Raw genomic sequence first — 11,273 nt, forward strand, 5'->3', positions numbered from 1 at the left:
TCTCGTGTCCTCATGAAGAGGGGGACACCGTTTCCGGTGTCCCCCTCGTGGCTGCTAGTCGCGGGCCGCGGTCAGGTGCTCGGCGTGTTCCTGGAGCGAGCGGACGCCCACGTCACCGTGGTTGAGGGCGTCGATGCCCTGGACGGCGGCGGCCAGCGCTTGGACCGTGGTCAGGCACGGGACCGACCGCGCGACGGCCGCCGTGCGGATCTCGTAGCCGTCGAGCCGGCCGCCGGTGCCGTACGGCGTGTTGACGATGAGGTCGACCTCGCCGTCGTGGATGAGCTGGACGATGGTCTTCTCGCCGTTCGGGCCGGTGCCCTCGGACTGCTTGCGCACGACGGTGGCGTTGATGCCGTTGCGCTTGAGCACCTCCGCCGTGCCGGACGTGGCGAGCAGCTCGAAGCCGTGCCCGACCAGTTCGCGCGCCGGGAAGATCATCGAGCGCTTGTCGCGGTTGGCGACCGAGATGAAGGCGCGGCCCTTGGTCGGCAGCGGCCCGTAGGCGCCCGCCTGCGACTTGGCGTACGCCGTGCCGAAGACCGAGTCGATGCCCATGACCTCGCCGGTGGAGCGCATCTCCGGGCCGAGGACGGTGTCGACGCCGCGTCCGGAGGTGTCCCGGAAGCGGCTCCAGGGCATCACGGCCTCCTTGACGGAGATCGGCGCGTCCAGCGGCAGCTCGCCGCCGTCGCCGTTCTTCGGCAGCAGACCCTCTTCGCGCAGCTCGGCGACGGTCGCGCCGAGCGAGATCCGGGCGGCGGCCTTCGCCAGCGGCACCGCGGTCGCCTTCGAGGTGAAGGGGACGGTGCGGGAGGCGCGCGGGTTGGCCTCCAGGACGTAGAGGATGTCGCCGGCCAGCGCGAACTGGATGTTGATCAGGCCGCGCACCCCGACGCCGCGCGCGATGGCCTCGGTGGAGGCGCGCAGGCGCTTGATGTCGAAGCCGCCCAGGGTGATCGGCGGCAGCGCGCACGCCGAGTCGCCGGAGTGGATGCCGGCCTCCTCGATGTGCTCCATGACGCCGCCGAGGTACAGCTCCTCGCCGTCGTAGAGGGCGTCCACGTCGATCTCGATCGCGTCGTCCAGGAACCGGTCGACGAGGACCGGCCGGGAGGGGCTGATCTCGGTCGACTCGGCGATGTAGGACGACAGCCGGGACTCGTCGTAGACGATCTCCATGCCGCGGCCGCCCAGCACGTACGACGGGCGGACCAGGACCGGGTAGCCGATCTCGTCGGCGATGGCCTTGGCCTCGGCGAAGGTGGTGGCGGTGCCGTGCTTGGGGGCCGGCAGGCCCGCCTCGGCGAGCACCCGCCCGAACGCGCCGCGGTCCTCGGCGGCGTGGATGGCCTCCGGGGAGGTGCCGACGATCGGCACGCCGTTGTCCTTCAGCGCCTGCGACAGGCCCAGCGGGGTCTGGCCGCCGAGCTGCACGATCACGCCGGCGACCGGGCCGGCCTGCTGCTCGGCGTGCACGATCTCCAGCACGTCCTCCAGCGTCAGCGGCTCGAAGTAGAGGCGGTCGGAGGTGTCGTAGTCGGTGGAGACGGTCTCCGGGTTGCAGTTGACCATCACCGTCTCGTACCCGGCGTCGCTCAGCGCGAAGGACGCGTGCACGCAGGAGTAGTCGAACTCGATGCCCTGCCCGATGCGGTTCGGCCCGGAGCCGAGGATGATGACGGCCGGCTTCTCGCGGGGCGCGACCTCGGTCTCCTCGTCGTAGGAGGAGTAGAAGTACGGCGTCTTCGCGGCGAATTCGGCGGCGCAGGTGTCGACCGTCTTGTACACCGGGCGGATGCCGAGGGCGTGCCGCACCTCGCGGACGACGTCCTCGCGCAGGCCGCGGATCTCGCCGATCTGCTGGTCGGAGAAGCCGTGCCGCTTGGCCTCGGCGAGCAGCTCGGGGGTGAGCTCCGGGGCCTCGGCCAGCTCGTCGGCGATCTCCTTGATGAGGAAGAGCTGGTCGACGAACCAGGGGTCGATCTTCGTGTACTCGAAGACCTCCTCGGGGGTGGCGCCCGCGCGGATGGCCTGCATGACGGTGTTGATCCGGCCGTCGGTGGGCCGTACCGCGGCCGCCAGCAGCTCGTCCTTGTCTCCGGCGGGCTCGCCGACGAAGGTGAACTGGCTGCCCTTCTTCTCCAGCGAGCGCAGCGCCTTCTGGAAGGCCTCGGTGAAGTTGCGGCCGATGGCCATGGCCTCGCCGACCGACTTCATGGTGGTGGTCAGCGTGGAGTCGGCGCTCGGGAACTTCTCGAAGGCGAACCGCGGTGCCTTGACGACGACGTAGTCGAGCGTCGGCTCGAAGGAGGCCGGGGTCTCCCGCGTGATGTCGTTCGGGATCTCGTCGAGGGTGTAGCCGACGGCGAGCTTGGCGGCGATCTTGGCGATCGGGAAGCCGGTGGCCTTGGAGGCGAGGGCCGAGGAGCGCGACACGCGCGGGTTCATCTCGATGACGATGACCCGGCCGTCCTCGGGGTTCACCGCGAACTGGATGTTGCAGCCGCCGGTGTCGACGCCGACCTCGCGGATGATCGCGATGCCGACGTCGCGCAGGATCTGGTACTCGCGGTCGGTCAGCGTCATCGCGGGGGCGACGGTGATCGAGTCGCCGGTGTGCACGCCCATCGGGTCGAAGTTCTCGATGGAGCAGACGACCACGACGTTGTCGTGCTTGTCGCGCATCAGCTCCAGCTCGTACTCCTTCCAGCCGAGGATGGACTCCTCCAGGAGCACCTCGGTGGTCGGCGAGAGGGTGAGGCCCTGCCCGGCGATGCGGCGCAGCTCCTCCTCGTCGTGCGCGAAGCCGGAGCCGGCGCCGCCCATGGTGAAGGACGGGCGGACGACGACCGGGTAGCCGCCGAGGGTCTCGACGCCCGCGAGGACGTCGTCCATGGAGTGGCAGATGACGGAGCGGGCGGACTCGCCGTGCCCGATCTTCTTGCGGACCTCCTCCACGACCTCCTTGAACAGGTCGCGGTCCTCGCCCTTGTGGATCGCCGCGACGTTGGCGCCGATCAGCTCGACGCCGTACTTGTTCAGGACGCCGTTCTCGTGCAGGGAGATCGCGGTGTTCAGGGCCGTCTGGCCGCCCAGGGTGGGCAGCAGGGCGTCGGGCCGCTCCTTGGCGATGATCTTCTCGACGAACTCCGGGGTGATCGGCTCGACGTAGGTGGCGTCGGCGATCTCCGGGTCGGTCATGATCGTCGCCGGGTTGGAGTTGACGAGGATGACGCGCAGGCCCTCGGCCTTGAGCACGCGGCACGCCTGGGTGCCGGAGTAGTCGAACTCGGCGGCCTGGCCGATGACGATCGGGCCGGAGCCGATGACCAGGACGGACTGGATATCGGTGCGCTTAGGCACGCTGGCCCTCCATCAGTGCTGTGCTCATCAAAGACGTGAAGCGGTCGAACAGGTAGGCGGCGTCGTGCGGGCCGGCGGCCGCTTCGGGGTGGTACTGGACGCTGAAGGCCGGGCGGTCGAGGAGCCGCAGGCCCTCGACCACGTTGTCGTTGAGGCAGACGTGGGAGACCTCGGCGCGGCCGTAGGGGGTGTCGGAGACCTTGTCGAGGGGGGCGTCGACGGCGAAGCCGTGGTTGTGCGCGGTGACCTCGACCTTGCCGGTGGTGCGGTCCTGCACCGGCTGGTTGATGCCGCGGTGGCCGTACTTGAGCTTGTAGGTGCCGAAGCCGAGGGCGCGGCCCAGGATCTGGTTGCCGAAGCAGATGCCGAACAGCGGCGTGCCGCGCTCCAGGACGGTTCGCATGACGGAGACCGCGTGGTCGGCGGTGGCGGGGTCGCCGGGGCCGTTGGAGAAGAACACGCCGTCGGGGTTGACGGCGTAGACGTCCTCGGCGGTCGCGGTCGCCGGGAGCACGTGCACCTCGATGCCGCGCTCGGCCATGCGGTGCGGGGTCATGCCCTTGATGCCGAGGTCGACGGCGGCGACGGTGAACTTCTTCTCGCCGATCGCCGGGACGACGTACGCCTCCTTGGTGGCGACCTCGGCGGACAGGTTCGCGCCCTGCATCTCGGGGGCCTGGCGGACCTCGGCGAGCATGGTGCCCGCGTCGGGCAGCGCCTGGCCGGAGAAGATGCCGACGCGCATGGCGCCGCGCTCGCGCAGGTGGCGGGTGAGCGCGCGGGTGTCGATGCCGCTGATGCCGACGACGCCCTGGTGGCGCAGCTCGTCGTCGAGGGAGCGGCGGGAGCGCCAGTTGGACGGCACGCGGGCGGGGTCGCGGACGACGTATCCGGCGACCCAGATGCGCTTGGACTCGGGGTCCTCGTCGTTGACGCCGGTGTTGCCGACGTGCGGGGCGGTCATCACGACGACCTGGCGGTGGTACGAGGGGTCGGTGAGGGTCTCCTGGTAGCCGGTCATGCCGGTGGAGAACACGGCTTCGCCGAAGGTCACCCCCACGGCCCCGTAGGCACGGCCGCGGAACATCCGGCCGTCCTCCAGGACGAGTACGGCGGGAACCCTGGCAGCTCCCCTGGTGGAGGTTGTCATCGTGCGCCTTCCGTCTTGTTGATCATCTCGTTCAGGGTGTCGACCCACTCGGTGTGCTCGGCCGCCCGGTCGGAGCGGAACCCGGAGTCGATCAGGCGCTCGCCGTGCGCCCAGGTCACCACGAGCAGGCCGCCCTCGGTCAGGACCTTGCCGGCGATGCCCTTGTCGAGGCGGGCCCCGCGCAGCCGCTCGGCCGGGACGAAGAAGTCGGTCGCGCCGGGGCGTACGACGTCCAGTCCCGCGTCCGTCAGCGTGAGCTCGACCAGGCTGCGGGTGCCGAGGCCGTGCGCCACGATCCGGTCGAGCCACTGTCCGGCGGTGGTGGAGCCGTGGTAGCGGCCGCTCATGGTCAGTTTCGGCTCGCCGGGCTCGTCCGGCGCGCTGGGCAGCTCGGGCAGGTCGCCCTGGAGCGTGCCGCGCCACTTCCAGCCCTCGCGCATCAGCCAGTAGACGAGCGCGACGAACAGGGCGAGGCCGACGAGCCAGCCGACGCGGGCGGCCCAGTCGGTGACCTCGGCCGACTTCTTCTCGGCCGCGAGCAGGATTACAGGTGTCACGTGAGCTTCCCGTCGACGAGGGTGGCCTTGCCCCTCAGCCACGTGTGCGTCACACGGCCCGGCAGCTCACGCCCCTCGTACGGGGTGTTGCGGCTGCGCGAGGCGAAGCCCGTGGGGTCCACCGTCCCACGGTATGCCGTGTCGACGAGGGTGAGGTTGGCGGGCTCACCAGCCGAGACGGGACGCCCGTGACCGGTGGCCCGGCCGATCCTGGCGGGCGTGAAGGACATGCGGTCGGCGACCTGCGCCCAGTCCAGCAGGCCGGTCTCCACCATGGTCTCCTGGACCACCGAAAGGGCGGTCTCCAGCCCGACCATGCCCATGGCGGCCGCGGCCCACTCGCAGTCCTTGTCCTCGTGCGGGTGGGGGGCGTGGTCGGTGGCGACGATGTCGATCGTGCCGTCGGCGAGCGCCTCGCGCAGGGCATGCACGTCGCGCTCGGTGCGCAGCGGCGGGTTGACCTTGTAGACCGGGTTGTAGGTGCGCACCAGTTCGTCGGTGAGCAGCAGGTGGTGCGGGGTGACCTCGGCGGTGACGTCGATGCCGCGGGACTTCGCCCAGCGGACGATCTCGACGCTGCCCGCCGTCGACAGGTGGCAGATGTGCACGCGGGAGCCGACGTGCTCGGCGAGCAGCACGTCCCGCGCGATGATCGACTCCTCGGCGACCGCGGGCCAGCCGCCGAGGCCCAGCTCGGCGGAGACGACGCCCTCGTTCATCTGGGCGCCCTCGGTCAGCCGCGGCTCCTGCGCGTGCTGGGCGACGACGCCGCCGAACGCCTTCACGTACTCCAGCGCCCGGCGCATGATCACGGCGTCGTCGACGCACTTGCCGTCGTCGGAGAAGACGGTGACGCCGGCCGCCGACTCGTGCATGGCGCCCAGTTCGGCGAGCTTGCGGCCCTCGAGGCCGACGGTGACGGCGCCGATGGGCTGCACGTCGCAGTAGCCGTGCTCCTGGCCGAGCCGGTAGACCTGCTCGACGACGCCGGCGGTGTCGGCGACCGGGAAGGTGTTGGCCATGGCGAACACGGCGGTGTAGCCGCCGCTCGCGGCGGCGCGGGTGCCGGTCAGCACGGTCTCGGAGTCCTCGCGGCCGGGCTCGCGCAGGTGCGTGTGCAGGTCGACCAGGCCCGGCAGCAACACCTTGCCGGCCGCCTCGACGACCTCCGCGCCGTCCGCGCTCAGTCCCGCCCCCACCTCGGCGATCGTCTGGCCGTCGATCAGCACGTCCTGCGGCTCGCCGCCGAGCACCTTCGCACCACGGATCAGGATCTTGCTCATGGGTCTTACTTCTCCTCGGTACGGGTGTGGGTGACGGCGGGCTCGTTGCCTCCGAGCAGCAGGTACAGGACGGCCATCCGGATGGACACTCCGTTGGCGACCTGCTCAACGGCGGTGCAGCGGCCGGAGTCGGCGACCTCGGCGGTGATCTCCATGCCGCGGACCATCGGCCCGGGGTGCATCACGATCGCGTGCTCGGGCATCCGCGCCATGCGGTCGCCGTCGAGGCCGTAGCGCCGGGAGTACTCGCGCTCGGTCGGGAAGAAGGCGGCGTTCATGCGCTCCCGCTGGACGCGCAGCATCATCACCGCGTCGGACTTGGGAAGCGTGGAGTCGAGGTCGTACGACACCTCGCAGGGCCAGTGCTCGACACCGACCGGCACCAGGGTGGGCGGGGCGACCAGGGTGACCTCGGCGCCGAGGGTGTGCAGCAGGTCGACGTTGGAGCGGGCGACCCGGCTGTGCAGGACGTCGCCGACGATGGTGATGCGCTTGCCGGACAGGTCCTGGCCGAGGCCTGCGTCCCGGCCGACCAGGCGGCGGCGCATGGTGAACGCGTCGAGCAGCGCCTGGGTGGGGTGCTGGTGGGTGCCGTCGCCGGCGTTGATGACCGCGGCGTCGATCCAGCCGGAGTTGGCGAGGCGGTAGGGGGCTCCGGAGGCGCCGTGCCGGATGACCACGGCGTCGACGCCCATGGCCTCCAGGGTCTGCGCGGTGTCCTTCAGGGACTCGCCCTTGGACACGCTGGAGCCCTTGGCGGAGAAGTTGATGACGTCCGCGGACAGGCGCTTCTCCGCGGCTTCGAAGGAGATCCGGGTCCGGGTGGAGTCCTCGAAGAAGAGGTTGACGACCGTGCGGCCGCGCAGGGTCGGGAGTTTCTTGATCGGCCGGTCGGCGACCCGGGCCATCTCCTCGGCGGTGTCGAGGATCAGGACGGCGTCGTCGCGGGTGAGGTCGGCGGCCGAGATGAGATGACGCTGCATCTGTCAGGCTCCGTAAGGCAGTTCAGGAGATTTCGGGCAGGCGGGGGCGCGACGGTGCGCGCGTACGGCGGTGACGTACGCGCGTGCGCTACTGCTGCGCGCCCGGAGCGGTCCGCTTGGCGCCGAGCAGCACGGTGTCGCGACCGTCCTCCTCGGCGAGCTGGACCTTGACCGTCTCCCGCAACGACGTGGGGAGGTTCTTGCCGACGTAGTCGGCGCGGATGGGCAGTTCGCGGTGGCCGCGGTCGACGAGGACCGCGAGCTGCACCGCGCGCGGGCGCCCGAGGTCGTTCAGGGCGTCGAGGGCGGCGCGGATGGTGCGGCCGGAGAAGAGCACGTCGTCGACGAGGACGACCAGCCTGCCGTCGAGGCCGTCACCGGGGATCTCGGTGCGGGCCAGCGCACGCGGCGGGTGCATGCGCAGGTCGTCGCGGTACATGGTGATGTCCAGCGACCCCACCGGGATCTTGCGGTCGGTGATCTCCTCGAGCTTCGCGGCGAGCCGCCGGGCGAGGAAGACGCCTCGGGTGGGAATGCCGAGGAGCACCACGTCGTCGGCGCCCTTGGCGCGCTCGACGATCTCGTGGGCGATGCGGGTCAGGACCCGGGCGATGTCGGGGGCCTCGAGAACGGGCCGCGCATCGGATGCTGAGGTGTCCATGAGAAACGGACCTCCTTCTCCGCCTCACGGGACGGACCTTAAAGGACGTCGGATTTGCGCCATCCACGGTAGCAGGCGCACGCGACGTCCCTGATCACCCCCCTGGCGTATTCAGCCACCGTCGCCACGGAAGGGTCGGGGTGGACCATTCGGCTTGACGCGCGAGAGTCACGCTGCGTAACCTCACAGTGAGTTACCAGACGCGCGGCGCGGACCCACCGCAGCCGCGTCGACACAGTGTCCGGGGAGCCATATGTCCAGCGAATACGCCAAACAGCTCGGGGCCAAGCTCCGGGCCATCCGCACCCAGCAGGGCCTTTCCCTCCACGGTGTCGAGGAGAAGAGCCAGGGACGCTGGAAGGCGGTCGTGGTCGGGTCCTACGAGCGCGGCGACCGCGCCGTGACCGTGCAGCGCCTCGCCGAGCTCGCGGATTTCTATGGCGTTCCCGTGCAGGAGCTGCTGCCGGGCACCACTCCGGGCGGGGCCGCCGAGCCGCCGCCGAAGCTGGTCCTGGACCTGGAGCGGCTGGCCACCGTGCCGGCCGAGAAGGCGGGCCCCCTGCAGCGGTACGCGGCGACGATCCAGTCGCAGCGCGGTGACTACAACGGCAAGGTGCTGTCGATCCGCCAGGACGACCTGCGCACACTCGCCGTCATCTACGACCAGTCCCCGTCGGTCCTGACCGAGCAGCTGATCAGCTGGGGCGTGCTGGACGCGGACGCGCGGCGTGCCGTCGCGGCCCACGAGGAGAGCTGAGTCCCGGGCGCCTCAGCAGAAACGTGCCGCCGGGGTGGCCGGAACTTCGCGGTTCCGGCCACCCCGGCGGTTTTCTGTGGCCTCCGACACCTGCGCGGGAAACGCCGGAGGGCCCGCGGCGGTCGTGCCGCGGGCCCTCCGGCGTGGTGCGTCGCTGGTGCCCCTCACGCCTCTTCGCGGCGCAGCGAGGGCTTGAGGTCCTTCAGCCGGCCGAGCAGGCCGTTGACGAACGAGGGCGACTCGTCCGTGGAGAACTCCTTCGCCAGCTGCACCATCTCGTCCAGGACGACGGCGTCCGGGGTCTCGTCGACCCAGATCAGCTCGTAGGCGCCCAGGCGCAGGATGTTGCGGTCGACCACCGGCATCCGGTCGAGCGTCCAGCCGACCGAGTACTGCGCGATCAGCTCGTCGATGCGCTTCGCGTGCCCCGCGTAGCCCTCGACGAGCTGCATCGTGTACTCGCTGACCGGCGGCTGGCGGGTGTCGCTCCGGGACAGCCGGATCCAGTCCGCGAGGACCGTCAGGACGTCGGCGCCGCGCTGGTCGCCCTCGAAGAGGATCTGGAAGGCGCGCTTGCGGGCCGTGTTGCGGGCAGCCACGGTTAGCTGTTCACCCGGCCGAGGTAGTCGCTCGTACGGGTGTCGACCTTGATCTTCTCACCGGTGGTGATGAAGAGCGGGACCTGGATCTGGTGGCCGGTCTCCAGCGTGGCGGGCTTGGTGCCGCCGGTGGAGCGGTCGCCCTGGACGCCAGGCTCGGTCTCCGCGACCGTCAGCTCGACGGCGGCCGGGAGCTCGACGAAGAGCACCTCGCCCTCGTGCTGCGCGACGGTGGCGGTGAAGCCCTCGATGAGGAAGTTGGCGGCGTCGCCGACGGCCTTGCGGTCGACCATGAGCTGGTCGTAGGTCTCCATGTCCATGAAGACGAAGTACTCGCCGTCCATGTAGGAGAACTGCATGTCGCGCTTGTCGACGGTGGCCGTCTCGACCTTGACACCGGCGTTGAAGGTCTTGTCGACGACCTTGCCGGAGAGCACGTTCTTGAGCTTGGTGCGCACGAATGCCGGGCCCTTGCCGGGCTTGACGTGCTGGAACTCGACGACGGACCAGAGCTGGCCGCCTTCGAGCTTGAGCACCAGGCCGTTCTTGAGGTCGTTCGTGGAAGCCACGGTTGCGGAATCTCCTGGACTGACGTGGACGACCCCGGGGCACGCACCTATAGCGCGAGCAGCTCCTTGGTCGTGATGGTGAGTAGCTCGGGTCCGCCGTCCGCCTCGGGGCGGACGACGAGCGTGTCATCGATCCGGACGCCGCCCCGGCCCGGGAGGTGGACCCCCGGTTCGACGGTGACCGGCACGCAAGCGTCCAGTTTACCCATGGAAGCGGGGGCCAGCTGCGGGTCCTCGTCGATTTCGAGTCCGACACCGTGTCCGGTCAGGGCCGGGAGGGCCTCCGCGTAGCCCGCCGAGTCCAGGACCTGCCGTGCCGCGCGGTCCACGTCACGGTGGGCGGCGCCGGGCGCCAGGGTCTCGCGGCCGGCCCGCTGGGCGGCGAAGACGAGGTCGTACAGCTCGATCTGCCAGTCGGCGGGGGTGGTGCCGATGACGAAGGTGCGGCCGATCTCGCAGCGGTAGCCGCGGTACATGGCGCCCAGGCAGACGGAGAGGAAGTCGCCCTCCTCGACCCGCCGGTCGGTGGGCCGGTGGGCGCGGCGGCCGGCGTTCGGGCCGGTGGCGACGGAGGTGGGGAAGGCGGGGCCGTCGGCGCCGTGGTCGACGAGGCGGCGTTCGAGTTCCAGGGCGAGGTGGCGTTCGGTGCGGCCGACGAGGATGGACTCCAGCAGCTCGCCGAGGGCCTGGTCGGCGATCTCGGCGCCGATCCGCAGGCAGGAGATCTCCTCCTCGTCCTTGACCACTCTGAGCTGTTCGACCGCGGCTGAGAGGTCCGCGAAGCGCAGCCGCGGCGCGACGGAGGCGAGGGCTCGGTGCCGGGAGACGGTGAGGTGGTGTTCCTCGACGGCGAGGGAGTCGGCGCGCTGGGCCTCGGCCAGGCCGGCGGCGGCGACCGCGGGGTCGCCTCCGGCGCCCATGAGCGTGTGCACGCGCAGCGTCTCGTCGGGGCGCCCCGGCGTGGGGCGGTCGTCCAGCGGGCCTGGACAGACCAGCAGGTCCTCGGTCCTGCCCAGCAGCAGGACGCTACCGCGCGGGGCGGCGCCCGCGAGGTAGCGCACGTTGGCGGGGCGGGAGACGAGCGCTGCCGCGTTGCCGGCCGCGTTGCACTGCTCCCTGAGCCGGGTTCGGCGGATGGCGTGCATCTCTGACATGAGATGAGCCTAGGAGCGATGACCGCTTTGTGCCGGTTGGGAGGGCGGGAAGGGTGCCGAACGGGGGACGGCCCTGCGGACCCCGGCCCGGCGGACCCCGGCGGGGGGGGGGGGGGGGGGGGGGGGGGGGGGGGGGGGGGGGGGGGGGGGGGGGGGGGGGGGGGGGGGGGGGGGGGGGGGGGGGGGGGGGGGGG

General features: G+C 71.0%; 10 protein-coding genes. 1 reads left to right on the forward strand and 9 read right to left on the reverse strand.

Annotation, left to right across the window (positions count from 1 at the left end):
- Positions 1-54: 54 nt before the first annotated feature.
- The 6 genes from carB to pyrR all read right to left on the reverse strand — a co-directional run bounded on the left by carB (position 55) and on the right by pyrR (position 8,000).
- Positions 55-3,366: a carbamoyl-phosphate synthase large subunit gene (carB, locus tag ACZ5GT_RS25540; RefSeq protein ID WP_469030609.1), complete on the reverse strand. Its 3,312-nt coding sequence runs from the start codon at positions 3,364-3,366 to the stop codon at positions 55-57.
- Positions 3,359-4,516, reverse strand: a complete 1,158-nt coding sequence (gene carA / locus ACZ5GT_RS25545) for a glutamine-hydrolyzing carbamoyl-phosphate synthase small subunit (protein ID WP_469030614.1) — start codon at positions 4,514-4,516, stop codon at positions 3,359-3,361. Before carA ends, carB begins: the two co-directional genes overlap by 8 nt.
- A complete protein-coding gene (locus ACZ5GT_RS25550; protein ID WP_469030619.1) occupies positions 4,513-5,073 on the reverse strand; it encodes a PH-like domain-containing protein in 561 nt (186 codons plus the stop codon). Before ACZ5GT_RS25550 ends, carA begins: the two co-directional genes overlap by 4 nt.
- Positions 5,070-6,356 carry a dihydroorotase gene (locus tag ACZ5GT_RS25555; protein ID WP_469030625.1) on the reverse strand — a complete coding sequence of 429 codons (1,287 nt, stop codon included), beginning with the start codon at positions 6,354-6,356 and terminating at the stop codon, positions 5,070-5,072. The genes ACZ5GT_RS25550 and ACZ5GT_RS25555 overlap by 4 nt, the downstream gene beginning before the upstream one ends.
- Before the next feature lie 5 nt (positions 6,357-6,361).
- Positions 6,362-7,339: an aspartate carbamoyltransferase catalytic subunit gene (locus ACZ5GT_RS25560; protein WP_351884414.1), complete on the reverse strand. Its 978-nt coding sequence runs from the start codon at positions 7,337-7,339 to the stop codon at positions 6,362-6,364.
- 88 nt (positions 7,340-7,427) lie between these two features.
- A complete protein-coding gene (gene pyrR / locus ACZ5GT_RS25565) occupies positions 7,428-8,000 on the reverse strand; it encodes a bifunctional pyr operon transcriptional regulator/uracil phosphoribosyltransferase PyrR (protein ID WP_469030628.1) in 573 nt (190 codons plus the stop codon).
- 253 nt (positions 8,001-8,253) lie between these two features.
- Between pyrR and bldD the strand changes: the two genes are divergently transcribed.
- The gene (gene bldD, locus ACZ5GT_RS25570; RefSeq protein ID WP_043498969.1) at positions 8,254-8,757 is read left to right on the forward strand and encodes a transcriptional regulator BldD; all 504 of its coding nucleotides are present in this window, start codon (positions 8,254-8,256) and stop codon (positions 8,755-8,757) included.
- A gap of 164 nt (positions 8,758-8,921) precedes the next feature.
- Here bldD and nusB read toward each other — a convergent pair whose 3' ends face one another.
- The 3 genes from nusB to ACZ5GT_RS25585 are packed head-to-tail and all read right to left on the reverse strand — an operon-like array spanning position 8,922 to position 11,079.
- Positions 8,922-9,356 (reverse strand): transcription antitermination factor NusB, encoded by a 435-nt coding sequence (gene nusB / locus ACZ5GT_RS25575; RefSeq protein WP_469030634.1) that lies wholly within the window; start codon positions 9,354-9,356, stop codon positions 8,922-8,924.
- Positions 9,357-9,358: 2 nt separating this feature from the next.
- Positions 9,359-9,925 carry an elongation factor P gene (gene efp / locus ACZ5GT_RS25580; protein ID WP_469030640.1) on the reverse strand — a complete coding sequence of 189 codons (567 nt, stop codon included), beginning with the start codon at positions 9,923-9,925 and terminating at the stop codon, positions 9,359-9,361.
- Positions 9,926-9,972: 47 nt separating this feature from the next.
- Positions 9,973-11,079 carry an aminopeptidase P family protein gene (locus ACZ5GT_RS25585; protein WP_469030644.1) on the reverse strand — a complete coding sequence of 369 codons (1,107 nt, stop codon included), beginning with the start codon at positions 11,077-11,079 and terminating at the stop codon, positions 9,973-9,975.
- Positions 11,080-11,273: the final 194 nt, after the last annotated feature.

The sequence above is a fragment of the Streptomyces sp. NPDC031340 genome (genome assembly GCF_055569945.1).